Source organism: Actinoplanes sp. CA-131856 (assembly GCF_050956135.1).
Classification (GTDB): domain Bacteria; phylum Actinomycetota; class Actinomycetes; order Mycobacteriales; family Micromonosporaceae; genus Actinoplanes.
The window spans coordinates 896647-922227 of sequence record NZ_CP191849.1 but is presented as its reverse complement, the minus strand read 5'-3'; the positions used below and the strand labels follow the sequence as shown (position 1 = coordinate 922227).

Sequence of the window (25581 nt, the reverse complement as noted above, 5' to 3'; positions counted from 1 at the left end):
TCAGGGAGGCCAACGTGCGAATCCTGCTGCTCGTTACGGCGTTCAACGGCCTCAGCCAGCGTGCCTGGTGTGCGCTGCGCGAGGCCGGACACGACGTCGGTGTGCAGCTGGCCACCGGCGCCGCCGACATGATCGAGGGCGTGCGCCGGGCCGAGCCCGAGCTCATCATCTGCCCCTTTCTCAAGGACAGAGTGCCCGCCGAGGTCTGGCGGCACTGGCGCACGGTGATCATCCATCCCGGCCCGGTCGGTGACCGGGGGCCGTCCTCGCTGGACTGGGCCATCGCCGAGGGCGCGCGCAGCTGGGGCGTCACCGCGCTCCAGGCCGTCGAGGAGATGGACGCCGGGCCGGTCTGGGCCACCCGCACCTTCGCCATGCCGGCCGCCCCGCCCCGCAAGTCCTCGCTCTACAACGGTCCGGTGGCCGACGCCGCCATGGAGTGCGTCCTCGAGGTCGTGGTCAAGGCGGCCGACCCCTCCTTCCGGCCGGTCACGCCGAAGGAATCGCGCCCGCGGCCGCTCATGACCCAGGCCGACCGCGCCTTCGACTGGAGCGACCCCACCGAGCGGATCCTCCGGGCGATCCGGGCCGCCGACGGGGCTCCCGGAGTGCGTACGGAGATCGGCGGCCTTCCGGTCTTCGCCTACGACGCCACGCCGGGTCTCGCCCGCCGCCCGAAGAAAGCGGGCCAGATCCTCAGCCGCCGGCAGGGCGCCGTGCTGGTCGGCACCGGCGACGGCAGCCTCTGGCTGGGTCATCTGCGCGCGGCCGACCCGGGACATCCGCGGGCCCGGATCAAGCTGCCCTCGACGACGCTGCTCGGCGCCCGCCTGCGCGGCGTGCCCCAGTCCCCCTTGCCGGTCGGGGCCGAGCCCGAGTCGCCGGCCGCCTATCGCCAGGTCCGTTACCGCCGGTCCGGGCGGGTCGGCTGGCTCAGCTTCGACTTCTACAACGGCGCCATGGGTCCCGGACACTGCCGCCGGCTGCTGGCCGGGCTGCGGCACGCGGCCGCGCAGGACACCCACGTGCTGGTGCTGCGCGGCGGGACCGACGCCTTCAGCAACGGCATCCACCTCAACGTCGCCGAGGCCGCGCCCGACCCGGCCGGCACGGCGTGGGCCAACATCCGGGCCATCAACGAGGTCTGCCGCGAGATCGTCACCTGCACCCGGCAGGTGGTCATCGCCGCCTACGCGGGAAGCGCCGGCGCCGGCGGCGTGATGCTCGGCCTGGGCGCCGACATCGTGGCGGCGCGCGACGGGATCATCCTCAACCCCTATTACGACATCGGGTTGTACGGCTCGGAGCTGCACACCTTCACGCTCCCGCGCCGGGTCGGCGGCGACCAGGCCCAGCACCTCATCGACGGCAAGCTGCCGATCAGCGCCGCCCGGGCGGTCACGCTCGGACTGGCCGATGACGTCGGCCCCCGCCACCCCGACGCGTACGGCGAATGGCTGACCGAGCTGGCCGAGCGCGAGAGTGACCCGCGCGCCGCCCGCCGCCGCCGTCAGGCGAAGGCGCGGCGCCTGGCCGCCGAGCGCGTGCCCCTGGAGGTCTACGAGGCCCGTGAGCTGGCCGAGATGAGCCGCGACATGTACGCCGACCGCTCTGGCTTCGCGGCCGCCCGGCACGCCTTCGTGCACAAGACCCGCCCCGTGGAGACGCCCGCGCGCCTCCTTTTCGAGTCGGTCAGCCTTCCCCGCCGCCAGCTTCTGCGCCCCGCCATCCCGGTCTCGGCTTGATTCCGCCGGCTGGAGGTGAGACTTCCCTCAGTTTGCCCGGCGATGGGGCGGCGCCGATACGATCGGCGAAGTCGGGACAGCGCTGTCCTGGAGCACCTTGAGGCGAAGGAGCGCCCCCCGATGGCAGACCTGCACGGCCACCTAGATCCCGATGGTCCCGACGCCGCCCTGCGCGCGGACATCCGCCGGATCGGCACGCTGCTGGGCCAGACCCTGGCCCGCCAGGAGGGCCGTCCCCTCCTCGATCTGGTCGAGGAGGTGCGCGCTCTGGTCCGCCAGGACGCGCAGGCCGCGGCCGACCGCCTCGCCGCGATGGACATCACCACCGGCACCAAGCTGGCCCGCGCGTTCTCCACCTACTTCCACCTGGCCAACATCACCGAGCAGGTGCACCGGGCCCGCGACCTGCGCCGGCGCCGCGCCCGCGACGGTGGCTGGCTCGACCAGGCGGCCAAGCTGATCGCCGAGAAGGGCGTGCCGTCGGACGAGGTGGCCGCGGCCGCCCGCCGGCTCGCGGTGCGGCCGGTCTTCACCGCGCACCCGACCGAGGCCTCCCGGCGCTCGATCCTGTCGAAGCTGCGCCAGCTGGCCGACACCCTGGACGCCGAGGCGTCGGCCGCCATCCTGTACGGCCAGGCCGACACCACCGCCTCGACGCGCAAGTTCGCCGAGCTCATCGACCTGCTGTGGCAGACCGACGAGCTGCGTCTCGACCGGCCCGAGCCGACCGACGAGGCCCGCAACGCCGTCTACTACCTGCGTGACCTTTACGCCGAGGCCGCGCCCCAGGTGCTCTCCGACCTGGCCGAGACGCTGCGCCAGCTCGGCGTCGAGACCGCGCCGACCTCTCGGCCGCTCACCTTCGGCTCCTGGATCGGCGGCGACCGCGACGGCAACCCGTTCGTCACGCCCGCTGTCACCCGCGACGTGCTGCTGATCCAGCACGAGCACGGCATCCAGGCCACCGAGGCGGCCATGGACCAGCTCATCGACGTGCTGTCGGTGTCGCGCCGGCTGCGCGGTGTCTCCCTCGACCTGTCGGCCTCGCTGGCCAAGGATCTGGACAACCTGCCCGAGGTGGCGCCGCGTTTCCGCCGCACGAACGCCGAGGAGCCGTACCGGCTCAAGGTCCGGGCGATCAAGGCGAAGCTGGCCAACACCCGCGAGCGGCTGCGCAACGGCACCGCTCACGTGCCCGGCCGCGACTATCTGGGCAGCGACGAGCTGATCAGCGATCTCGAGCTGATGCGGGCCTCGCTGGCCCGCAACTCGGGCCAGCTCACCGCGGTCGGCGTGGTCGCCACGACCATCCGCACGGTCTCGGCCTTCGGCCTCCAGCTGGCCACGCTCGATGTGCGCGAGCACGCGGAGAAGCACCACGAGGTGCTCCAGCAGATGTACGCGCAGGTGGGCGAGGTCGACGACTACGCCGCGCTCGACCGGGCCGACCGGACGAAGCTGCTCGCCACCGAGCTCGGCGGCCGGCGGCCGCTGGCCAGCGCCGACACCCCGCTCACGGACTCGGCCCGCAAGACGTTCGACGTCTTCAACACGATCCGCGACGTGCAGGACAAGTTCGGGCAGGACGTCATCGAGACGTACATCATCTCGATGACCCTGGGTGTCGACGACGTGCTGGCGGCGGCCGTGCTGGCCCGGGAGGCCGGCCTGGTCGACATCCACACCGGACGGGCCCGGGTCAACATCGTGCCGCTGCTGGAGACGCCGGCCGAGCTCGACGCGGGCGGTGACCTGCTCGACGAGATGCTGTCGCTGCCGGCCTACCGCGAGATCGTGCGGGCCCGCGGCGACGTGCAGGAGGTCATGCTCGGCTATTCCGACTCGAACAAGGAAGGCGGCATCACCACCAGCCAGTGGGGCATCCACAAGGCGCAGCGCAAGCTGCGTGACGTGGCGGCCCGGCACGGGGTGCGGCTGCGCCTGTTCCACGGCCGGGGCGGCACGGTCGGCCGTGGTGGCGGCCCCACCCACGAGGCGATCCTGGCCCAGCCGTACGGCACGCTCGACGGCGCCATCAAGGTGACCGAGCAGGGCGAGGTCATCAGCGACAAATACACGATCCCGGCTCTGGCCCGGGAGAACCTCGAGCTGACGGTGGCCGCGGTCCTGCAGGCGACGCTGCTGCACACCGAGCCGTCGGTCGACCAGGAGCGGCTCGCCCGCTGGGACGCGACCATGGACTGCGCCTCGGAGGCGGCCTTCGGCACGTACCGCAGCCTGGTCGAGAACCCCGACCTTCCGGCCTACTTCTGGGCCGCTACGCCGACCGAGCTGCTGGGCGCGCTGAACATCGGCTCCCGCCCCTCGAAGCGGCCCAACGCGGACGCCGGGCTGGGCGGTCTGCGGGCCATCCCGTGGGTGTTCGGCTGGACGCAGACCCGGCAGATCGTGCCGGGCTGGTTCGGCGTCGGCTCGGGCCTCAAGGCGGCCCGCGAGGCGGGCAAGACCGAGGTTCTCCAGGAGATGTACGGCAACTGGCAGTTCTTCAAGACGTTCCTGTCGAACGTCGAGATGATGCTGACCAAGACCGACCTGTCGATCGCCAAGCGCTACGTCGAGACGCTGGTGCCGGAGCATCTGCACCCGATCTTCGAGACGATCAAGGCCGAGTACGAGCTGACGGTGCGCGAGGTGCTCGCCATCACCGGCACGTCCGACCTGCTGGAGGGCCAGCCGGAGCTCAAGCGCACGCTGGGCGTCCGTGACACGTACCTGGAGCCGTTGCACCACCTCCAGGTGGCGCTGCTGCGGCAGTACCGGGAGCTGAACGAGGCGGACCGCCAGCTCCAGGTGGGCCTGGGCGCGCGGCGTGCCCCGTCGGACTCGACGGCCCTGGAGCGGGCGCTGCTGACCTCGGTCAACGGCATCGCGGCGGGCATGCGCAACACGGGCTGATCCCGATCTGATCGGTGGCCGGGCACTCCTCGCGGGGTGCCCGGCCATATTTACATGGGTAACTTTCCGTGCGATGGTTTCTGGGAGCGCTCCCAAATCCCCCTCACTGGAAGCGGAATCCCCCATGCGAAGACTCCTCATGGCCGGAGCGGCGGTACTCACCGCCGCCGCGGCCGCCATCGCCGTGGCCCTGCCGGCCAGCGCCGCCACCGCCGCGTTCACCGTGGTCAGCTCGTGGAGCAACGGCTATCAAGGGCAGGTCGCGGTCACCAACAACACGTCGTCGACGATCACCACCTGGCGGGTCGAGCTGACCTTCCCCGCCGGCACGACCGTCGCCCAGTCGTGGAACGCGACCCAGTCCGGCAGCGTCTTCACGCCCGCCGGCTGGAACGGGACCCTGGCCCCCGGCGCGTCGACCAGCTTCGGCTTCATCGCCAACGGCGCCGGACGGCCCACATCGTGCCTCGTCAACGGGGTCTCCTGCGACGGCTCGACGCCCCCGCCCACCACTCCCCCAGTCACAACGCCTCCGCCGACCGGCTCCACCCCGGTGGCGATCAACGGGCAGCTGCGCGTCTGCGGCGTGCACCTGTGCAACTCGTCCGGCCAGGCGATCCAGCTCAAGGGCATGAGCACCCACGGCATCCAGTGGTTCGCCGACTGCTACAACGACGCCTCGCTCGACGCGCTGGCCACCGATTGGCAGGCCGACCTGCTGCGGGTCTCGATGTACGTGCAGGAGCAGGGCTACGAGACCAACCCGTCCGGCTTCACCTCGCGGGTCAACAGCCTGGTCGACGAGGCGTCCGAGCGCGGCCTCTACGCCATCATCGACTTCCACACGCTGACGCCCGGCGATCCCAACTACAACCTGGCCAACGCCAAGACGTTCTTCGCCAACGTCTCGGCGCGGAACGCCGCGAAGCCGAACGTCATCTACGAGATCACCAATGAGCCCAACGGCGTCAGCTGGAGCGGCATCAAGTCGTACGCCGAGCAGGTCATCCCGGTCATCCGGGCCAACGACCCGGACGCCGTGATCATCGTGGGCACCCGCGGCTGGTCCTCGCTCGGCGTCTCGGACGGCGCGAACTCCAGCGAGATCACCGCCAACCCGGTGAACGCCTCGAACATCATGTACGCGTTCCACTTCTACGCGGCCTCGCACAAGGACAACTACCGGGCCGAGGTGGAGCGGGCGGCCGCTTCGCTCCCGCTGTTCGTCACCGAGTTCGGCACCGTCACCTACACCGGCGGCGGCGCGGTCGACCTGGCCAGCACGGCGACCTGGCTCGACCTGCTCGACCGCCTCAAGATCAGCTACGCCAACTGGACGTACTCGGACGCCGACGAGAGCAGCGCCGCCTTCCGGCCCGGCACGTGCGGTGGGCCGACCTACGCGGGCACGAGTGTCCTGACCGAGTCGGGCACGTACCTGCGCAACCGCATCCGCAACTCCTGACACACCCGAAGGGCTCCGGCGGATCACGCCGGAGCCCTTCTGTGTAACCCGCGTGTAGCATTAGCTTGTATAACAACTAATGATCTTGGCGGGTACAGGTATGACGGTGATCGAGCGCGAGGCGATGAGCCCGGCACAGATCCGGCTTTCGTCGACGCTTCTGACGTCGTCGCTGATCGGGCGGCTGCCCCAGGCCATGTCCTCGCTGGCGCTGCTGCGCGTCGTGCTCGACGCCGGTGGCTCCTACGCCTTCGCCGGCGCCCTGACCTCGATCTACATCCTCGCCGGTACGGTCGGCGCGCCGCTGATCAGTCGCACGATCGACCGCACCGGCCGGGCGCGCCAGACCCTGCTGGGCGCGGCCGTGGCGTCCGGGCTGGCCTTCCTCGGCATCGCGGTGACCGCCCCCGGCCATCAGATGGCGGCCGTCGTCTTCACCCTGATCGCCGGCATCGCGGCACCGCCGCTGGAACCGGTCCTGCGCAGCCTGTGGCCCCGATTCATGAGCCCCGGCGTGCAACTGACCAAGGCGTTCAGCGCCGACGCGGCCGTACAGGAACTGATCTTCGTCCTGGGTCCCCTCGTCAGCGCGATCAGCATCGCCGTGCTGGGCGCGCCGGGCGCGGTCGCCGTCATGGGCGTCATCGGGCTGGCCGGCACCGCGCTGTTCTGCTCGCACGGCATCCTCGAACGCACCGCCCCGGCCGAGCACACCGGCCGGCGCGGATCACCGCTGCGCCACGCGGCCATCCGCACCCTGGTCCTGGCCCAGGTCGCGGCCGGAGTGCCGGTCGGCGTGCTGGCCATCACGGCCACCGCCCACGCCACCAGCGCCGGCAACCCGGCCCTGTCCGGCTGGGGTCTGGCCGTGAACGGCGTCGGGGCGTTCGCCGGGGCCATCTACATCAGCCGCCGTCCCTTCCGGACCGCCCCGGAACGGCTCGTCCGGCCCGGGCTGCTGCTGGTGGCGCTCTTCTACGCGCCGACCGCTTTCGTGCAGACGCCGCCGGCGTACTGGCTGACCGCGGCTTTCGTCAGCGGGGTCTGCCTGGCGCCGTACCTCACCCTGGTCTTCCGGGCGACCGAGGCGAGCGCACCGGCCGCGCTGGCCACCGAGGCCAACGCGTGGATCGTCAGCGCCTTCAGCGTCGGCATCGGCGCCGGGACGTACCTGGCCGGCCTGCTCGCCGACCAGTGGGGTCCCGGCGGCACGACGGTGGCCGTGCTCGGCGCGTCGGCCATCGCGGCGCTCGGCGCCCTGCGGGCCGGCTTCCGTACCATCACCGCGTGACCGACCGTCTCTCGTTCCTGTCGGCGCCGCTCGCCCGCGACGCCGGCGTGCCGCTGCGCGTCCAGGTGCACAGCCGCATCCTCGACGGCATCCGCACCGGCGCCCTCACTCCCGGCTCGATGATCCCCACCGAGACCGAGATCGGCCGCCTGCTCGGCGTGAGCCGCACGGTCGTCCGCGAGGCCCTGATGCTGCTCGACGAGGACGGCTTCATCGTCTCCCGCCGGGGCATCGGCCGTTTCGTGGCCGACGCCGTCCCCGAGGCCGGGCTGGAACGCCTGCGCCCGCTGGAAGATCTGCTGAGCATGCCCGGCAGCGTCCTGGAGCTGCGCCGCACCCAGGCCGAGCTGCAGGAGACGACCTCCACCTACATAGCCGAGGAGCTGTCGATTCCGGCCGACTCGGCGGCGTGGTTCTTCGAGACGGTCGTACGGCGTGACGGCCAGCCGATCGCCCTCAGCCAGGAACACCTGCCCGCCGACGCCCCGCTCGACTCTCTCGCCGCCGGCGAAACGGCTCTGTCCGCCCTGCCCGACCGCGTCGGCTCCGGCGTCGTCCGCTTCTCGGCCGGCTTGCTCGGCGAGTCACGAGCGATCCCCCTCGACGCGGACCCGGGCGAGCCGGTCCTGATCGTCACGCAGACCGCGAAGCTCGACGGCCGCCCCATCTACCTCGCCAAACACATGCTGCGGGCGGGGGCGGGCCAGCTTTCCGTTCGCCAGCCCGGTCAGTAGCAGGCTTGCGATACTCGCGTCATGGCTCCGCGACCGATCCGGCTCGGCCTCTGCCTGCTCGCTCTCGCCGGTTGTTCATCCTCACCGGAGCCGGCCCCCTCGCCTTCACCCAGTGAGCGCCGCGCCATCGAGCTGGTCCCCGACCAGATCAACCCCGACCAGCGGACGGTCGAGGTGCTGACCGGCGAGGGCGTGACGGCGGACCTGGTCTCCCACGCCTTCAACGACGGCGTGGTCCAGGTCAGTGTCCGCTCGTCCGTCGACGAGCGCCTGCGCCTGTGCGACCGCCTGGTCGACGAGTTCCGCGACAACCAGTCCGTCCGGCAGATCCTCGTCACCGCCGTGCCGGCCGCCCCACTGGTCCACTGGAACAGCTCGGACCCCGGATGCGTGGCCGACCCCGCGACTCAGTGAGTCGTCACGCGCCGCTCGGCTAAATGCGTTGGCGGTGGGGCGGGCAACGGGAAGGATCTCGGCTCGGGGGGATCGACATGAGGACTCGGCTGCGGCGGCTGCACATCGGGGCTCGGAGCTTCGCCTGGCGTGCGGTCATCGATCACGTGCAGGGCAGCGGTGACTGTCACCGGTGCGTTCGGGTCCGGGCCTGGGGCGGCGGCAAGGCGGGCCGGGCTCTTCAAGCGGACCTGCTGTCGACGGCCTGGCCCGCGCCGTGGGGCGCGTGTGCCACCGACGGGGCCTACCCGGCTTCGGCCGACGTCCGGGCCACCATCGACTACGCCCTGCGGCACGGCTGGGAGCCGGAGCTTCGCGGTGGCACGTTCGTGCTGTCGGAGGCCGAGCACGGTGAGCGCTTCGCGCTGCCCGGTTTCCTGCTGACCGACCGCCTGCGGACGCCCGGCGGCGACGATCCCACCCGCCGGGTGATCAGGGCCTACGAGGCGCGCGGGCGGGAGTGAGCGCCGTCACCGCCCCTGATGTCGCCGGAAGTCGCAAGATGTGGGGATGGCGATGCTGCGATCGGTGAACGTCGGCCTGCCCAAGGATGTCCAGTGGCGCGGGCGGACGGTCTTCACCGGCATCTGGAAGTCGCCCGTCGAAGGGGCGGCCATGGTGCGGCGCCTCAACATCGACGGGGACGGGCAGGGAGATCTGGGCGGGCACGGCGGTGAGCAACGGGCCGTCTTCGTCTACCAGCTGGAGTCGTACGCCTATTGGCAGAAGTTCCTCGGTCGTGACGATTTCGAGTTCGGGCAGTTCGGGGAGAACTTCACGGTCGACGGGCTGGCCGACGACGAGGTCTGTGTCGGTGACCGCTACCGGATCGGCGGGGCGCTGTTCGAGGTCACGCAGCCCCGGGTGACCTGCTATCGGGTCGGCATCCGGATGGACGATCCCCGGATGCCGTCGCTTCTCGTCCAGCACCGGCGGCCCGGGTTCTACTTCCGGGTGCTCGAAGAGGGCGAAGTGCGGGCGGGCGACGAGATCGTCAAGGTCGCCGACGGGCCCGAGGGCCTCACCGTCTCCGAAGTGGACGGTCTTCTCTATCTGCCGGGCCACCCCCGGGAGCAGATCGAGCGGGCGCTGCTGATCCCGGCCCTCAGCCCGGGCTGGCAGGGGTCGTTCCGGGCGATGCTCGACCAGCCGGAGACCGCGAGCGGCAACGCGGGACTCGTCGACGCCGCGCCGCCGCCGGCCTGGGGTGGCTTCCGGGCGTTGCGGGTGGCCGCGATCGAACGGGAGAGCAGCACGATCACCTCCGTGCGGCTGTCCGATCCGGACGGGAACCCTCTTCCGGCGGCACTTCCAGGCCAGTTCTTGACGGTACGCCTGCGCGCGGGCCTCGTCCGCAGCTATTCGCTCTCCGGGCGGCCGGGTGACGCCGCGTACCGGATCAGCGTCAAGCGCGAGCCGCACGGCGCCGGCAGCGGATATCTGCACACCCACGTCCGCGCCGGCGACCTGCTCGACGTCGCCGCGCCGCGCGGTTCGTTCGTCCTGCGGCCCGGCGCGACGCCGGTGGTGCTGATCAGCGGCGGCGTCGGCGCCACGCCCGTACTGGCCATGCTGCACGCGCTCGCCGAGCACCAGCCCGACCGCGAGGTGTGGTGGGTGCAGGCCGCCCGCGACGGCGGCGAGCGACCCTTCGCGGCCGAGGCGGCCGCCCTGCTGGCGCGGCTGCCCCACGCCCACGCGTACGTCTGTCTCAGCCGCCCCCGCCCGCAGGACCGCGACTACGACTTCACCGGCCGCCTCTCGGCCGACCTGCTGCGCACGCTGAACCTGCCGGCCGAGGCCGACGTCTACCTCTGCGGTCCCGCCGCCATGGAGGAGAGCGTCACCGCGGCGTTCCCGGCCGGGCGGGTGCACACCGAGGTCTTCGGGGCGCGGGCCGCCCTGACGCCGGGCATCAGCGCGCCGCCGGCCCGGCCGCCGCATCCGCCGGAGGGCAAGAAGGGCACCGGCCCGTCGGTGTCGTTCGTCCGCAGCGACCTGACCGTGAACTGGCCCGAGGACGAGACCAGCCTGCTCGATCTGGCCGAGGCCTGTGACGTGCCCGTGCGCTGGTCGTGCCGGGTCGGCGTCTGCCACAACTGCGAGTCGGGCCTGCTCTCGGGCGAGATCACCTACACCACCGAGCCGATCGACCCACCGGCCGAGGGCAACGTGCTGATCTGCTCGTCCCGCCCCCGCGGCGACATCGTCCTCGACCTTTAGGGCAGCGGGTCGCCCGCGCGGACCAGGCCGCTCTGATAGGCCAGGACGACCAGCTGGGCCCGGTCGCGGGCGTTCAGTTTGGCCATCGCCCGGTTGACGTGTGTCTTGGCGGTCAGCGGGGAGACGTAGAGGCGGGTGGCGATGTCCTCGTTCGAGAGGCCGTGCGCGACCAGCACCAGGATCTCGCGCTCGCGGTCGGTGAGGACGTCGAGGGCGGCCAGCGCCTCCGCCGGTGGCGGGCGCAGCTGGTCGAGGAAGCGGCCGACCAGGCCGTGGGTGGCGCGCGGGGACAGCAGTGCCTCGCCGCCGGCCACCACGCGGATCGCGTTGACCAGGTCGGCCGGGGCGACGTTCTTGCCGAGGAAACCGCTGGCGCCGGCCTGCAGAGCGAGGACCACGTTGTCGTCGTTCTCGAACGTGGTGAGCACCAGAACCCGTACGCCCGCCAAATGGTCGTCGGCGCAGATGCGCCGTGTCGCCTCGAGCCCGTCCATGTGCGGCATCCGGATGTCCATCAGCACCACGTCGACACGGGCCGAGCGGGCCAGCTCGACCGCCTCCTTGCCGTCGGAGGCCTCGCCCGCTACCTCCAGGCCGTCCTCGGCGTCGAGGATCATCTTGAAGCCGGCCCGGATCAGCGCCTGATCGTCAGCAAGCAGCACGCGAATGGTCAACGGTGTGTCCTTTCAAAGGCAGCACGGCGTGGACGCGATAGCGCCCGTCGCCGTCCGGCCCGGTGGTCAGGGTCCCGTGTGCGGCCGCGGCCCGCTCCCGCATGCCGAGCTGGCCGAAGCCGGAGCCGGAGCGGGTGTTCACCCGGTACGGGACGATCGTGTTGGTGACCTCGAGGGTGATCGCGTCGGCATCGTACGAAATGTCCAAATGGGCGGAGCCGTCGCCGTACCGATGGGCGTTGGTCAGCGCCTCCTGCACGATCCGGTACGCGGCCAGGTCCGTCAGCGCGGGCAGCGCTCGGGGAGAACCATGCTCGAGAAGGCGTACCCGGAAACCCGCCGCACCCAGCCCGCTCAGCAGGTCCGGCAGACGGTCGAGACCCGAGGTCGGCTCCGTGGTGTCGGCCTCGTCCGGATCGCGCAGCACGCCGATCACCGACTGGATCTCGCGGAGCACGGTGTCGGCCGCGTCGCGGATGTGCCCGAGCACCGGCCACACCTGCTCCGGATGCTTCTGGAGCACGTGCCCGGCCGCGCCCGCCTGCACGCTGATCACCGCGATGTGGTGGGCCACCACGTCGTGCAGCTCACGCGCGATGCGCAGCCGCTCGTCCATCACCCGCCGCCGGGCCTCCTCCTCGCGGGTCTGTTCCGCTTGGCGGGCCCTTTCGGTCACTTCGGCGATGTACGCCCGGCGCGAGCGCACGCCCAGGCCGAGGCCGGCGCCACCGAAGATCCAGGAGAAGGCGGCCAGGGACTGGATGTTCCACCAACTGCTGGTGTCGGCGATCAGGCCGGTCACGAAGATCGCGGCCGACACCGCGCACGCGTACTCCCGAGGGCGGAACGGCACCGCGTACATGACCACGCCGAGCGCCAGCAGCAGGCCGCCCGACGGCGCCTTGACGGCAATGGTCACCAGTGTGGCCACCGTGACCACGGCGAGAGTGGGCAGAGGCCATCGCCGGCGGGCGAAGACGGCCAGGACGGCGATCGTCGTGAGCAGCACATAGCGCCGCTCGCCCTGAGCCTCCTCGAGCTTGATGGTGGCCCAGCCGAGCAGAACGGCGATGAGCAGATCCCACAGCAGGGACTCGGCCTTCGTCTTCATCACCCACGACGGTAGGCGCAGCCGTCGCGCCCCGGCGTCGTCTCCCGGTAGTAGCCGCCCCGCGGCGGATATACCGCGGGCGCAGTAGGGGCCGACCGCGCTCGGACGACGCCTTTCCGGGCGCGCTTCGGGACCGTGAAGGGGTCACTTTTCTCGACCTCGCGAAGGGCTCTCAGGTGGCGACTCTCCTCTACCGGCTCGGCCGGTTCTCGTTCCGGCGGCGGCGCCGCGTGACCGTCATGTGGCTGCTGCTGTTCGCCCTTCTCGGCGTCGGCGCGGCCACTCTTTCCGGCCCGACGAGCAACGCCTTCTCCATTCCCGGTACGGAGTCGTCCCGCGCCCTGGAGGTGATCAAGGAGAAGATGGGCGGCGGCGGTGACACCGCCTCGGCCCAGGTCGTCTTCACCGTCGGCGGCGCCACGAAGCTGACCGACACCGACCAGCAGGCCGCCCTGAAGCGGGCCGTGACCGCGCTGCGCGGGGCGCCGGACGTGGCCGCGGTCGCGGAGCCGACGGTCTCGGCCGACAAGCAGACGGCGTACACGACCGTCACCTACAAGGTCGCCGCCGGCGACGTGACCGAGCACGACCGGGAGGCCCTGTACGCGGCCGGGAACACCGCCGGGTCGGCCGGCGTCGAGGTCGAGTACGGCGGCACCGCCACCCAGGCCGCCGAGGCCGGTGGCGCGACCGAGGCCATCGGCGTCGTGGTGGCCGCTGTCGTCCTGGTCATCACGTTCGGCGCGCTCGTCGCGGCCGGGCTGCCGCTGCTCACCGCCATCCTCAGCGTCGGCGTGGGCATGCTCGGCATCCAGATCGCCACCGGCTTCTTCGACCTCAGCGGCTCGACCTCGGCCCTGGCCACGATGCTGGGCCTGGCCGTCGGCATCGACTACGCGCTGTTCGTCGTCTCCCGCTACCGGCACGAACTGGCCGAGGGCCGCGACAAGGAAGAGGCGGCCGGCCGCGCGCTCGGCACCGCCGGCTCGGCGGTCGTCTTCGCCGGCCTCACCGTGATCATCGCGCTGGCCGCGCTGTCGGTGGTCGGCATCGGCTTCCTCACCAGCATGGGCCTGGCCGCCGCGGGCACCGTCGGGGTCGCCGTGCTGATCACACTGACGCTGCTGCCGGCCCTGCTCGGCTTCGCCGGCGACAAGATCATGGCCAAGAAGCGCCGCCGGGTGAGCACCGGCATGACGTTCGGCGAGCGCTGGGCCCGCTTCGTGGTGCGCCGCCGCGTGCCCGCCCTGCTGATGGCGGCCGGCGTGCTGGCCGTGATCGCCATCCCGGCCGTGAGCCTGCGGCTGGCCCTGCCCGACGACAGCACCGCGGCCGTCGACTCGACCCAGCGCAAGGCGTACGACCAGCTCGCCGAGGGCTTCGGGGCCGGCTTCAACGGGCCGCTGATCGTCGTGGTCGAGGCGCCGGCCGGTCAGGCCGCCGGCGCCGCCGAGCGGGCCACGAAGGTCATCGGCGGGCTCGACGACGTGGTCGCGGTGACCCCGGCGACGGTCAACAAGGCCGGCGACACCGCCCTGCTGACCGTGGTCCCGGGCAGCGGGCCGAGCAGCGAGGCCACCCAGGATCTGGTCACCGCCATCCGGGCCCACCAGGTGGCGGGGGCGACGCTGGCCGTCACCGGCACCACGGCCATCAACATCGACGTGTCGGAGAAACTGAACGACGCGCTCATCCCGTATCTAGCCGTGGTCGTCGGTCTGGCCATCCTGCTTCTGATGCTGGTGTTCCGCAGCATCGCGGTGCCGATCAAGGCCACGCTGGGCTTCCTGCTCTCGGTGGCGGCGACGTTCGGCGCGGTGGTCGCGGTCTTCCAGTGGGGCTGGCTCTCCGGGCTGCTCGGCCTGGACAGCACCGGGCCGATCGTCAGCATCATGCCGATCTTCCTGATCGGCGTGCTGTTCGGCCTGGCCATGGACTACGAGGTCTTCCTGGTCACCCGGGCCCGCGAGGAGTTCGTGCACGGCGCCTCACCGGACGAGGCGGTGATCACCGGCGTGAAGCACGGCGCCCGGGTGGTGACGGCCGCGGCCCTCATCATGATCAGCGTCTTCGCCGGCTTCATCCTGGCCGACGACGCCATCATCAAGTCGCTCGGATTCGCGCTCGCCTTCGGCGTCGCGGTGGACGCCTTCCTCGTACGGATGACGATCGTGCCCGCCGTGCTGTCACTGCTGGGCCGGTCGGCGTGGTGGCTGCCGCGCTGGCTCGACCGGGCCCTGCCCAACGTCGACATCGAGGGCGAGAAGCTCGTCGTCGACGATGAACCCGCTGAGCTTGTGGGCGCCGCTAGGTGAGAACGACCTTGGCGCCGGTGGTGTGGAACGACTCGTGCAGCACCACCGACGCCAAGGTCCCACCCTTGGGCAGGTCGAAGACGAGCGTCCCCTTCGCCTCCGAACTGGGTGCGATCGGGTTGACGAAGTTCCGGTCGGGGTTCGCGATGACCTCGGCCTGCATGTCGGTGGAGTATTCGGCGCCCGCGGAGTCGTACCCCTTCTGGGCCGTGGTGTCGAAGGTGACCGGCTTGGAGGAGCCGTTGCGGGCGACGATGTCGACCAGGCAGTACGAGCCCTTGGGCTCGAGGTCGACCGAGCCGTCGCCGACCGAGCCGACCCGGCAGCGCACGGCCATCACCCGGAAGATGAACCGGCCGTCGACGACCGCGACGTTGAGCTGGGCGCCCTCGGTGGTGAGGACCTCGCCGTCGTCGCGTTCACGCCACTTGGCGTACGCCAGCAGGGCGGCGGCGGCCAGGACGGCGAGAACGACGAAGCCACCGAGGACGCGCGGCCATCGCGACTTTGCGGGTGCTTGCGCGGGAGCGATCACGCAACACATCCAAACGATGACCGTCACCGTCCGCAGTGGCCCGTTCAGCCATACTTCAGCTTCAGCTCGTCTCGCCCGCCATGCTTCAGCTTGTCTCGCCCGCCATGCTGAAGGACCCCAGGCGGTTGATCGCGTAGAGCGTGCCGCCGACCAGGAAGATCACGCTCATCACGACCGCCACCGGCAGCGACACCTTGCCCTCGAGCACGCCGCTCGGCGCGATCTTGTCGGCGATGCCGATGACGTACTGCTCGATCGAGAGCACCCGCGTCCCGCTGACGAAACGGCCGAGAAGACCTTCCCAGACCAGGATGTACGCCAGACCGACCAGCACGGGCCGGCGGGTCAGCAGGCTCAGCAGCAGGAACAGCGCCGAGTAGGCGAGCGCGCCGGCCACGGCGCCGATCACGAGGGCGAAACCGAGCTTCACCGACTCGACCAGCGCCCCCACCACGAACAGCGGGATCGCGGCCGTCAGGGCCGTCACCCCGGACGCCACCAGCAGTTTGGCCAGGATGATGTCGCGGCGCGGCAACGGCTTGGTCAGGATGTGGATGATCGTGCCGTCGTCGACCTCGGAGCCGAGCACGCCGGTGCCGACGATCAGGGCCGTCACCGGGAGCACGACGGCCAGGCCGAGACCGACCACGACCGGCTCGCCCCAGTCGGCCGGGCTGACGTCGTACGCCTTGCAGATCAGGGCCAGGCCGATGAGCAGCAGCGGAAGCGGCAGCAGGAGCAGCGCCCGGCGGCGGCCGAACAGGCCGCGGAAGGTGATGTAGGCGACCGTGGACATCATGCCTCCAGCAGGTAGGAGAAGACGCTCTCCAGCGACTCGTCGGACGGCAGCAGCTTGCGCAGCCGGATGCCCTCACCGAGGGCGATGCGCGGCAGCGCGCGGGTGAAGCTGCCGTAGTCGGACGCGCGAACGGTCAGCCCGCTCGCCTCGATCTCGACGCCGCTCACCGATTTCTCACCGATGAGCGCGACCGCCAGCTTGCGGTCGTCCGAGCTCTGCACGGCGAACACGTGCGGGCGGTTCGTCATGAGCCGGCGGATCCGCCGGTAGTCGCCGGACGCGGCCAGCCGGCCCGCGACGATCACCTGGACCAGGCCGGAGAGCTGCTCGACCTCCTCCAGGATGTGCGAGCTGAACAGGATCGTGTGGCCCCGGTCGCCCAGGGAGTGCAGCAGCTCCATCATGTGCATGCGCTGCCGCGGGTCCATGCCGTTGAACGGCTCGTCGAGCAGCAGCACCTGCGGCTCGTGGACGAGGGCGGCCGCCACCCGGGTGCGCTGGCGCATGCCCTTGGAGAAGGTGTCGATCCGGCGGTCCTGGGCGCTGGTCATCTCGACCAGCTCCAGCGCGCGCTTGGCGGCGCCGGACGGGTCGCTCAGCCTCTGCATCTTGGCGCAGGCCACCACGAACTCGCGGGCGGTGAGGAAGCCGTGCACGGCCTCCCGCTCGGCGACCAGCCCGAGCGTGCCGTAGATGGACGGGTTGCGCCAGGTCGGCGCGCCGTCGATGGTGACGGCGCCCTTCGACGGGGCGAGGAAGCCGGCCATCATGTGCAGCACCGTGGTCTTGCCGGCGCCGTTCGGGCCGAGCAGGCCGGTCACTCCCGGCTGCAGGGTCATGCTGACGTCGTTGACCGCGACCACGTTGCCGTACCAGCGGGAGACGTTCTGAAGCTCGACGACGCTCACAGCGCAGCCACCTTCCGGTACCGGGCCAGCAGAAGCAGAAGGGCGGCGGCGACCAGGCAGACGGCCTCGATGCCGTAGATCGGGCCGAAGCGGCCCACGTCCAGGCCCAGATCGACGCCGTCGCGCAGCCAGATCTGCACGCCGTTGATCAGCGACATGGGGCTGGCCAGTCCGGCCAGGTTCTGCGCGGTCTCCGACGGCAGGATGCTGAGCACGGCGACGACCGGGGCGGTCATCAGGAAGAAGGCGACGATGCCGCCGGCGGCGAACGCCCGCTTGCCGGTCAGCGAGGCCACCAGCAGGCTGATCGAGGCGAAGAGCACGGCCCAGAGCAGGCTGTACGCCCAGCCCGGCAGCAGCTGGCCGTAGAACTCCTCCCACACCTTGCCGACCCCGCCGTCGATGGTGAACGCGGCGGTCAGGAACATGATCAGCTGAGGCACGCCGAGCAGCAGGAACACCGCGGTGACCAGGGCCGCGAACTTGGCCGCGACGTAGTCGGCGGCGCGCAGCGGACGGCTGAAGTACAGCGGCAGCACGTTCGACCGGATGTCCCGCGACATCAGCTCCGGGGCGACGATCGCCACGAAGAAGATGATCAGCCAGGTCATCGTGTCGTCGAAGGTGAAGTAGTCGAACAGGATGACGTCGACCTGCGCCCGCACGGCGGCGTTGATCACCGCGACCAGCAGGACGATGCCCACCACCAGCCACGGGAAGATCTTCGACTTGAACGATCGGCCCAGCCCGAACGCGGCCCGCAGGCCGTGCTGGTAGAGCGCGGCGAACACCGAGGCGCGGCCCAGACGGGGGCCCTCGTAACGCTGGTATCCGATGTCGTGGATGACGCCGGCGTCAGACATCGGCCGTCTCCTTCGTGGTGAAGAGCTCGGCCACCCGGTGGCGTCGCTGGTCGAGGCGGTGCAGCGGCAGATCGAGCTCGGCCACGGCGCGCAGGATCTCGTCGTACGAGCTCTCCGAATCGAGCGGGACGAGCAGCTGCCGCCCCTCCCGGGTGACGTCGAGCTGGAGTTGGGTCAGGGCGTCGAAGAGCTCGTCCATGCCCTCGGAGACCTCGACCGCGAGCACGTCCGAGGCGGCCGTCATGGCCGAGATGCGGTCGGCCCGCAGCAGCCGGCCGCCCTCGATCGCGATCAGCGAGTCACAGATCCGCTCCACCTCGCCGAGCAGGTGGGAGCAGACGACGACCGAGATGCCGAACTCGGTGCCGATGCGGTGCACCAGCGCCAGCATGGCGTCCCGGCCGGCCGGGTCGAGGCCGTTGGTGGGCTCGTCGAGCAGCAGCAGGTCGGGGTCGTGCACGAGCGCCTGGGCCAGCTTGACCCGCTGCTTCATGCCGGTGGAGTAGCCGCCGATCTGCCGGTAGCGCTCCTCGTAGAGCCCGACGTGGCGCAGCGCCTCGGAGGCCCGCTCGCGCGCCGCCGTCTTGGGCAGCCCGCTGAGCCGGCCGAGGTGGGTGACGAACTCGGCCGCGGACACGTCCGGCGGCAGGCTGTCGTTCTCCGGCATATAGCCGACCCGCGCCCGCACCTGATCGGTCTGCACGACCGGATCGAGGCCGAACACCCGCACGCTCCCGCTCGTGGGCGCGATAAGCCCGAGCATGATCTTGATGAACGTGCTCTTCCCGGCGCCGTTGGCGCCGACCAGCCCGATCACGCCCGCCTCGACGTCGACGGTGAGATCGCCGAGAGCGGTCACCCCGCCCCCGTACGTCTTCGTCAATGACTGTGTCGCGATGATGGTCACGGGCTCAGCCTAGGAAGCCGGTGCACCCGGCGGATCCGGTGGAACCCTGAGAGCGCCTACAGGGTCTCTCAGCTCACTCTCAGGTTGAGGTACCGTGCGCCGGTGCCGTCCACGTATCCACCATTGAACCTGGCCGTACACACACCGCGGCTGACCCTGGCCGCCGCCACCGACGACCTGCTGGAGCAATTGGTCCCGATCGTCCGGGCCGGCGTGGTCACCGAGGGCGCCCCACTGCCGTTCGACGATCCGATGTCGCTGTACGACGACAGTCCGGCCCGCGAGTGGAACTGGCTCCGCCGCGTCTGGTCGGGCCGCTCCCGCGTCAGCGAGGACTTCTGGCGCCTGTACTTCGTCATCGTCGCCGACGGCGAGCCCTTGGGCATGCAGGACATGGTCGGCCGCGACTTCGCCGCCCTGGGCACGGTGACGACGTTCTCCTGGCTGGCGCCGGCCGCCCGGGGCAAGGGCTTGGGCAAGGAGTCCCGGGCCGCGATCCTGCACTTGGCCTTCGACGGTTTCGGCGCTAGCGAGGCGGGAAGCGATGCCTTCACCGACAACTACGCCTCGAACCGCGTCTCGGAGTCCCTCGGCTACACCCGGAACGGCTCCGACTGGGCCACCCGCCGAGGCGAGCCGGCCGAACTCCAGCGCTGGCGCCTGACCCGAGCCGCATGGTCCCCACGCCGCCGCCCCGACATCACCCTCACCGGCGTCGAGGAGTGCAAACCCCTCCTCGGTCTGTAGCCGCGTCACGCAGATCAGCAGGTGAGGACCGCTCCAGCTCGGTCGGGCATGCCAGGCCGCGGCTTGATCCCCGCTTTCAGATACCGATCAAGACGACCTGTGTGGCACATTAGCTCCTGTGCAGCGCTGCACAGCTCTGTACGGCGCTGCACAAAGATCTGTAGCGCCGATCTATAGCAGAGGACGCCGATGAACCGCACCGAGCTGGCCGAGTTGATCGACTCCTTGCGAACGCTGGGCGCCGATCACTACACATGTGAGGTCAAGAAGGCCAGAGGAGGCATGCCGGTCACGCTATGGGAGTCGATCAGCGCCTTCTCCAACGCTTCCGGCGGGATCATCGTCCTCGGAGTGGACGAGAAGAGCGGGTTCATTGTCACTGGCGTTGACGACGCAGCCGCCATGGAATCCCAGATCGCCGCAATCTGCTCGGACATGGAGCCACCTGTCAGAGCCGAGATCTTCACTGCGTCGCTGCATGGAAGAAACGTCTTGATCTGCAGGGTTCCTCAGTTGCCGCGTGACCAGCGCCCTTGCCACAAACGGGCGCTCGGCCCCTGGGCCGGGTCACGAATTCGCGTGGCGGACGGTGACCGGAAATTGACCGACTACGAAGTAACAGTGCTTCTGGCGAATCGTACCGAGCGGCGCCACGACCTGACGCCAGTTTCGACAGCAAGACTCGAAGATTTGGACCCTGACCTGCTCGGCGCGTTTCTCCGGCATGTCCGTAACACCAAGAGCGACATATTCCGGCGGGTCGACGACGAACGCGCCCTGGTCATGTTGAACATATTGACCACACACGACGGCAACATGGTCCCGACCCTTGCCGGCCTTCTGGTATTCGGCATCTATCCCCAGACTTTCGAGCCGCAGCTAAACGTCACGGTAGTCGTCTACCCGTCGACCGAGCCTGGTGTCACTGGTCGCTACGGTGAACGCTTCATCGAGAACCGGTCCATCGACGGCCCCATCCCGCTCATCGTGAGCGAATGCATCGGCGTGCTGAAGCGCAACATGCGGCGGCGGAGTATCGTGTCCGGCATCTACCGGGTCGACGAATGGGAATACCCCGAGGAAGTGGTTCGCGAGGCGGTTGTGAACGCGTTGGTCCACCGGGACTACTCGGACTTCGCCCGTGGAATGCAGGTACAAGTCGAGATGTATCCCGACCGGTTGGTGATTCGTAACGCGGGCGGCTTGTACGGCCCCATCGACGTCAGCTCGCTGGGTGCGGACACAGTCACCTCTTCTCGTAACCGGACACTGCTGAAGATCCTCGAGGACACCCCGTTCGAAGATGGTCGCATGGTGTGCGAGAACCGGGGAACAGGTATCGCACGCATGCTGGTTGCCCTCTCCACGGTGGGCATGGAACCGCCTCGGTTCATCGACAACATCTCGACCTTCACCGTGGAGTTCCCGAATCACACACTTCTCGACGAAGATGCCCTGGCATGGCTGACTTCCCTGCCAGTGCCCCCGCTGTCCCGCTCCCAGATGACGGCGTTGGTCATGATGCGTAACGGGGCTGTGCTCACCAACAGCAGCTACCGTTCGCTGACCGGTGTCCTGGACAGCCGCATGGCCACTCGTGAATTACGGGAGTTGGTGGACGCGCAGGTCGTCGAGCAGTCGGGAACGAGAGGATCCACCACCTACCAGGTGCATCCAGCAGGTGACGCCCCGCCAAGGAGGGCTGTGGACTCTTTGGCGACGTCGACTCAGTTGTCCACAAACGAAACAGAGATCATCTCCGCCCTTGCTGGTGAGCCCCTGTCGCGAGCCGAACTCGAAATCAGGACAGGTCTGAGCCGAGATCAGGTGACCCGCGCCCTCTACTCACTCCGGCGGAAAGGGCTTGTCGATCTGCTTGGCAAACAGCGGTCGCGCAGCGCGCGATGGCGATCGACCACCTAGCCTCGGCCCTTCGTTAAGGGTGTCCAAGGACTGGGCCGGAAATGAAGAAGTGCCTTCTGATCAGGGAAAATAGGACTTGCTGAGGGTCCGAGTTTCCTGTCACGGAAGGCACTTGCTGGGTGAAGGCTACCGCAACACGTCCGAAGATCACGGTGACCGGTGGCGGGCGGGGCGTGGTCGGCCATGCCGGTGCCCGGCTGCTCGCCGATCTGGCCGACGTAACAGGGTTGACCAGCGCGTTCAGTCTCGCGCTGTCGGGGTTGCGGCAGCGGCAGCGCGGTCACGATCCGGGCCGGATCGCGACCGATTTGGCCGTGATGCTCGCCGATGGCGGTGAGGCCATCGGCGACCTGGCAGTCCTGCGCCATCAGCCGGACCTGTTCGGGCCGGTTGCCTCTGACCCGACCGCGTGGCGGCTGCTGTCGCAGCTCGACGACACCATGCTGGCCGAACTGCGGTCCGCCCGGGCCCACGCCCGGGAAATCGCCTGGGCCCAGCATGCCGAGGTCCGCGGCGACCTGCCCCAGCCGATGGTGGCCGGCCAGCCGGTCGGCGGGCTGGTCCTGGACATCGACGCGAGCATCGTGATCTGTCACTCCGAGAAGGAATCAGCGACCCGTACCTGGAAGAAAACGTTCGGGTTCCACCCTTTGCTGTGCTTCCTGGACAACACCGGTGAAGCCCTCGCCGGGCTGCTGCGCGAAGGCCGGGCCGGATCCAACACCACCACCGACCACATCACCGTGCTCGACCAGGCCCTCGCCCAGATCCCTGACGCACACCGTTACGGCACGGCGATCCTGCTGCGCAGCGATTCGGCCGGTTCCAGCCACGGTTTCCTGGCCCACATCCGGGCCTTGCGCGAGCAGCACCTGGACATCCGATTCAGTGTCGGCGCCGCGATCACCGAAGGAGTCCGGGCGGCGATCCGGGCCGCGACCGGCTGGATCCCCGCCGTCGACACCGCCGGGGACCTTCGTGACGGCGCCGAGGTCTGCGAGATCACCGGCCTGTTCGAGGCGGCCGGCTGGCCGGAAGGCACCCGGTTCCTCATCCGGCGGGAACGCCCGCACCCCGGCGCTCAACTATCGCTGTTCGACACCATCGAAGGCTGGCGGCACCAGATGGTGGCTACCGACACCCCGCCCGGCCACGGCAGCATCCAGCACTTGGAGGCCCGACACCGAGCTCACGCTCGAGTCGAGGACCGCATCCGCTGCGGCAAGAACACCGGCTTCGGCCGGTTCCCGTCCCGACACTTCGCGATCAACCAGGCCTGGCTGCAACTCGCCCTGACCGGCATCGACCTACTCGCCTGGACCCAAACCCTGCTCCTGGACGGCGACCTCGCGGCCGCCGAACCCAAGAAACTGCGCTACCGGCTGCTGCACGTCGCCGCCCGGATCACCCGCACCGCCCGCCGAACCCGCCTCGCCATCGCCGCAGGCTGGCCCTGGACCGACGCTCTGACCAGCGCATTCAGCAAGCTCGCCGCACTACCACGGCCCACCGGCTGACCCAGCGTCTCTCGCCCCGACCAGCAACACGGAGGAACCCGGCCCGCGCCGGGCCATCACCATGCCAACAAAACAACGCCAAACGCGCAAATAGTATCCATCGAAGACTAGCTATCAACCGACGCCCAAGTGAAAGACCGAGGCTAGTAGCCGCCGGGCAGAGCGCCGAGCGGGATGACACCGTGGTTCGGACGCGTGGTGGGCTTCAGGCGGAGGCTCGGGCTCGGATGATCAGAGCTGTGCCGAACATGGCCGGGAGCAGCATCACCTGGGGAAGCAGGGCGATCAGGCCGTGGCCGGTCAGGCGCCAGTCGGTCCAGAGGCCGATCGCGGCGGCGACGGCGATGATGGTCAGGCCTATCGACGTGTCCCGGATCGCGGGGCGGGGTGTGGGTGGCGGCAAGGGGCGGTCGGTTTCCAGCGCGATGCCGGCGACCAGGCGGCGGTAGGCCTCGGGGGTGCCGATCTGTTCGCGTTCCGATGGGTGGGCCACGTAGAAGCGGAGCGCGGCGGCCACGAACGCGCCGGACGTCCCGTCGAAGATCAGGGTGTCGCGGTTCGCCGGGCGGCCGGTTGTCTCGGGCTTTCCGTGGGCGGCGATGGTGATCTCGCCGTCCAGGTCGTTGCGAGGTTGGGTCTCGGACAACGCGTGCCAGGGGTGGAAGAGCGTGCCGGCGAGCTTGTCCGCCCGTACACCTGCGGGGGTGAGAGTCACTCCGGTGCCGTGCCAGAGGCCGTACGCGTAAAAGGGCAGAGGCGCGAGTGTGGCGACCAGCAGGACCACCCACGCGGTCTTGTCGGGCTCGGCGAGGCCGAGCGACAGGCAGGCCGCGATCAGTGCGAAGTGGGCCAGGCCGGCCACGATCAGCGCGGGGCCTCTCGGTGTCGTGAAAGCGGGCATCGCCGGTGTTCGGGGGCGTTCGGCCAGGAACCAGGCCAGCAGGGCCAGGACCACCGCCGCGCCGAGGAGGAGGGCGCCTCGGTGTGACAGGGCCAGGATGACGAGAACCGCCGCGCCTCCCAGGAGGGTGGCGCGGCGGTGCCGGACGATGAGCACGGACGGAAAGCTAGCGGCGCGGGGTGACGGCAACCTGAAAAATGGGCAAACGGCCGAGCTTGCGGTACGCGTCGAGCGCGGCCCGGGTGCTGTCCACCGAGGAGTCCTGGCCCTTCTGGTTGCTCGGGGTCTCGAACTGCACCATCGCCTTGATCCGCGGGAACTTGCGGATGTCGTCGCCCATCCGGCGGTAGAAGTCGGCCTTGTACTTGGTGTTCCGCTTCGACGACCAGACGCCCCACTCGGCCAGCATGAGCGGCTTGTTCGGGTGGCGGGCCACCGCCCAGCTGTAGAAGCCGGGCCAGGCGCGCTTGCCCTCGAGACGGCGGTTGAGGATCTCGGCGAAGTTGCCGTGGCCATATCCGGGGTCGCTGTAGGCGTACGTGTCGAAGCCGATCCAGTCGACCACGTCGTCGCCCGGGTACATGTGGTTGAACCAGCTCTTCTGCGCGTGCGGCACGTACGCCATGTGCACGAGCACGGAGACGATGTTGTCGGCGCCCTTGGCCCGCAGGCGCTTCACCACGTGGCGGTACATGGCGGCGTAGTCGCGGGCCGTGTAGCCCGAGCCGGCCTTCTCGCGGACGTCGTTCTCGCCCTCGTGGTGCACGGCGAAGAAGAACTGCTCGGGGAAGTTCTTCTTGATGTGCACGGCGAGCCGGTCCAGGAACGCGTCGGTGCGGCGGTCGCCCTTGGCGATCTTCGCCCAGGACGCCGACTCCGGCTTCCAGTTCAGGAACAGGATGCGCTTGCGACCGGGCTGGTGCGCGATCGCGATCTCCTGCTCGGTGGGGAACAGCTGCCGCGTGCCCCCGTGATAGGCGTGGTAGATCGCCTGGTGGCGGCCGGTCTTGCGCTCGAACCGGGAGAGGGCGGAGGCGCCGCGGCTCTCGGTGTGCGCCCCGGGGGCCACGCCCCAGAGGACGCCGCAGGTGGGCACCAGGTTGTGGCCGGTGTAGCAGCGTCCCCCGCGACGCTGCTGCTGCTGTTGCTGCGGCTGGGTGACGGCGGCGGCGAAGCCGGGTGCGGCGATGTTGGCGATCCGCGGCGCCGGCGCGGGCGCCAGGACGGACGCGGCGGCGGTGGCGGCCGAGGTGACCGCGGTCGACGGAGCGGCCGACGAGGCGCCCGGCGACGGCGCGCGGAAGACCGGCGGCGCGACGCCCGGCTGCGCCGTTTCCGGGGCCTCGGGCGGCGACATGGCCGGCACGGAGACGGTCGGGTCGCTGAGCCCGAGTCCGATCTGGTCGGTGCCGCCGGTCCACGCCCACGCGAGCGTGGCCGCGACCGAAAGGGCGAATGCCGTGGGTATCGCGGCGAACTGAACAAGCCTTCGTCGACTCACGATCAGCCAGTATTGAGGCTTAAGTCCGTTTTGTCTAATACCCGACGGGAAAA

Annotated in this window: 21 protein-coding genes; 12 read left to right on the top strand and 9 right to left on the bottom strand. The window is 70.1% G+C overall.

What is annotated here, in order from left to right:
- Positions 1 to 14: 14 nt before the first annotated feature.
- From ACQP2X_RS04450 to ACQP2X_RS04415, 8 genes are all read left to right on the top strand, one after another.
- On the top strand, positions 15 to 1745 hold the full coding sequence (locus tag ACQP2X_RS04450; RefSeq protein ID WP_498694514.1) for an enoyl-CoA hydratase-related protein: 1731 nt from the start codon (positions 15 to 17) through the stop codon (positions 1743 to 1745).
- Between the two features lie 120 nt (positions 1746 to 1865).
- A complete protein-coding gene (gene ppc, locus ACQP2X_RS04445; protein WP_498694513.1) occupies positions 1866 to 4661 on the top strand; it encodes a phosphoenolpyruvate carboxylase in 2796 nt (931 codons plus the stop codon).
- A 124-nt stretch (positions 4662 to 4785) separates the two neighbouring features.
- The gene (locus ACQP2X_RS04440; RefSeq protein WP_498694512.1) at positions 4786 to 6126 is read left to right on the top strand and encodes a cellulase family glycosylhydrolase; all 1341 of its coding nucleotides are present in this window, start codon (positions 4786 to 4788) and stop codon (positions 6124 to 6126) included.
- Positions 6127 to 6226: 100 nt separating this feature from the next.
- Positions 6227 to 7417, top strand: coding sequence for an MFS transporter (locus tag ACQP2X_RS04435; RefSeq protein ID WP_498694510.1), 1191 nt, complete (start codon positions 6227 to 6229; stop codon positions 7415 to 7417).
- Positions 7414 to 8151, top strand: a complete 738-nt coding sequence (locus ACQP2X_RS04430) for a GntR family transcriptional regulator (RefSeq protein WP_498694508.1) — start codon at positions 7414 to 7416, stop codon at positions 8149 to 8151. The genes ACQP2X_RS04435 and ACQP2X_RS04430 overlap by 4 nt, the downstream gene beginning before the upstream one ends.
- 21 nt (positions 8152 to 8172) lie before the next feature.
- Positions 8173 to 8565, top strand: a complete 393-nt coding sequence (locus ACQP2X_RS04425; RefSeq protein WP_498694505.1) for a hypothetical protein — start codon at positions 8173 to 8175, stop codon at positions 8563 to 8565.
- A 77-nt stretch (positions 8566 to 8642) separates the two neighbouring features.
- On the top strand, positions 8643 to 9068 hold the full coding sequence (locus ACQP2X_RS04420) for an integrase (RefSeq protein WP_498694503.1): 426 nt from the start codon (positions 8643 to 8645) through the stop codon (positions 9066 to 9068).
- Positions 9069 to 9114: 46 nt separating this feature from the next.
- The gene (locus tag ACQP2X_RS04415; protein WP_498694502.1) at positions 9115 to 10827 is read left to right on the top strand and encodes an MOSC domain-containing protein; all 1713 of its coding nucleotides are present in this window, start codon (positions 9115 to 9117) and stop codon (positions 10825 to 10827) included.
- Here ACQP2X_RS04415 and ACQP2X_RS04410 read toward each other — a convergent pair.
- Entirely contained in the window at positions 10824 to 11501 is a 678-nt protein-coding gene (locus ACQP2X_RS04410) for a response regulator (RefSeq protein WP_498694501.1), read from the bottom strand. The two genes, ACQP2X_RS04415 and ACQP2X_RS04410, sit on opposite strands and share 4 nt — an antisense overlap.
- On the bottom strand, positions 11476 to 12612 hold the full coding sequence (locus ACQP2X_RS04405) for a sensor histidine kinase (RefSeq protein ID WP_498694500.1): 1137 nt from the start codon (positions 12610 to 12612) through the stop codon (positions 11476 to 11478). The genes ACQP2X_RS04410 and ACQP2X_RS04405 overlap by 26 nt, the downstream gene beginning before the upstream one ends.
- 176 nt (positions 12613 to 12788) lie before the next feature.
- On the opposite strand from ACQP2X_RS04405, the gene ACQP2X_RS04400 reads away from it, so the two are divergent.
- On the top strand, positions 12789 to 14927 hold the full coding sequence (locus tag ACQP2X_RS04400; RefSeq protein WP_498694499.1) for an MMPL family transporter: 2139 nt from the start codon (positions 12789 to 12791) through the stop codon (positions 14925 to 14927).
- Here ACQP2X_RS04400 and ACQP2X_RS04395 read toward each other — a convergent pair.
- The 5 genes from ACQP2X_RS04395 to ACQP2X_RS04375 all read right to left on the bottom strand — a co-directional run bounded on the left by ACQP2X_RS04395 (position 14920) and on the right by ACQP2X_RS04375 (position 18939).
- Complete coding sequence (locus tag ACQP2X_RS04395; protein WP_498694497.1) at positions 14920 to 15462, bottom strand: DUF4352 domain-containing protein; 543 nt, start codon at positions 15460 to 15462, stop codon at positions 14920 to 14922. The genes ACQP2X_RS04400 and ACQP2X_RS04395 overlap by 8 nt on opposite strands.
- Positions 15463 to 15547: 85 nt before the next feature.
- Complete coding sequence (locus ACQP2X_RS04390) at positions 15548 to 16258, bottom strand: ABC transporter permease (protein ID WP_498694496.1); 711 nt, start codon at positions 16256 to 16258, stop codon at positions 15548 to 15550.
- The gene (locus ACQP2X_RS04385; protein ID WP_498694494.1) at positions 16258 to 17169 is read right to left on the bottom strand and encodes an ABC transporter ATP-binding protein; all 912 of its coding nucleotides are present in this window, start codon (positions 17167 to 17169) and stop codon (positions 16258 to 16260) included. Before ACQP2X_RS04385 ends, ACQP2X_RS04390 begins: the two co-directional genes overlap by 1 nt.
- The gene (locus tag ACQP2X_RS04380; RefSeq protein WP_498694493.1) at positions 17166 to 18032 is read right to left on the bottom strand and encodes an ABC transporter permease; all 867 of its coding nucleotides are present in this window, start codon (positions 18030 to 18032) and stop codon (positions 17166 to 17168) included. The genes ACQP2X_RS04385 and ACQP2X_RS04380 overlap by 4 nt, the downstream gene beginning before the upstream one ends.
- Positions 18025 to 18939: an ABC transporter ATP-binding protein gene (locus ACQP2X_RS04375; RefSeq protein ID WP_498694492.1), complete on the bottom strand. Its 915-nt coding sequence runs from the start codon at positions 18937 to 18939 to the stop codon at positions 18025 to 18027. The genes ACQP2X_RS04380 and ACQP2X_RS04375 overlap by 8 nt, the downstream gene beginning before the upstream one ends.
- 102 nt (positions 18940 to 19041) lie before the next feature.
- On the opposite strand from ACQP2X_RS04375, the gene ACQP2X_RS04370 reads away from it, so the two are divergent.
- The 3 genes from ACQP2X_RS04370 (at position 19042) to ACQP2X_RS04360 (ending at position 23126) form a co-directional block, all read left to right on the top strand.
- Complete coding sequence (locus tag ACQP2X_RS04370) at positions 19042 to 19686, top strand: GNAT family N-acetyltransferase (protein ID WP_498694491.1); 645 nt, start codon at positions 19042 to 19044, stop codon at positions 19684 to 19686.
- Between the two features lie 189 nt (positions 19687 to 19875).
- On the top strand, positions 19876 to 21609 hold the full coding sequence (locus tag ACQP2X_RS04365) for an ATP-binding protein (RefSeq protein WP_498694490.1): 1734 nt from the start codon (positions 19876 to 19878) through the stop codon (positions 21607 to 21609).
- Between the two features lie 119 nt (positions 21610 to 21728).
- Positions 21729 to 23126 (top strand): IS1380 family transposase, encoded by a 1398-nt coding sequence (locus ACQP2X_RS04360; RefSeq protein ID WP_498694488.1) that lies wholly within the window; start codon positions 21729 to 21731, stop codon positions 23124 to 23126.
- Between the two features lie 205 nt (positions 23127 to 23331).
- Here ACQP2X_RS04360 and ACQP2X_RS04355 read toward each other — a convergent pair whose 3' ends face one another.
- Together ACQP2X_RS04355 and ACQP2X_RS04350 are read right to left on the bottom strand one after the other, a co-directional pair.
- Complete coding sequence (locus tag ACQP2X_RS04355) at positions 23332 to 24183, bottom strand: hypothetical protein (RefSeq protein WP_498694486.1); 852 nt, start codon at positions 24181 to 24183, stop codon at positions 23332 to 23334.
- Positions 24184 to 24193: 10 nt separating this feature from the next.
- Positions 24194 to 25528 carry a glycoside hydrolase family 26 protein gene (locus tag ACQP2X_RS04350; protein WP_498694485.1) on the bottom strand — a complete coding sequence of 445 codons (1335 nt, stop codon included), beginning with the start codon at positions 25526 to 25528 and terminating at the stop codon, positions 24194 to 24196.
- Positions 25529 to 25581 lie beyond the last annotated feature (53 nt).